The sequence below is a fragment of the Gilvimarinus sp. 1_MG-2023 genome (assembly GCF_030548285.1).
In genome coordinates, this window is the sequence record NZ_JAUOSC010001402.1 from 1 (window position 1) to 250 (window position 250).

Consider the following 250-nt stretch of genomic DNA (forward strand, 5'->3'; position numbering starts at 1 on the left):
GGGCTGTGTTCCCTGAATCCGGCAGTGGACCGTTTGGTGCTGGTGTGCGAAATGACCATCTCCAAAGCCGGGAACATCTCCGGTTACAAGTTTATGGAAGGGCTGATCCACTCCCATGCCCGCCTGACCTACAACAAGGTCTGGTCGATGCTGCAGCAACCGCGCAGTGAAGAAGGCCAGATCTGGCGTGATCATTACCCGGCGGTCGTGCCTCACATCGAAAACCTGTACAGCCTGTTCCAGCTGTTGC

General features: G+C 56.8%; 1 protein-coding gene. It reads left to right on the plus strand.

Translation table 11 applies throughout. The features are described from left to right. The coding region (locus tag Q4563_RS21440; RefSeq protein WP_442903851.1) for an RNB domain-containing ribonuclease at positions 1-250 on the plus strand (250 nt) is incomplete at both ends.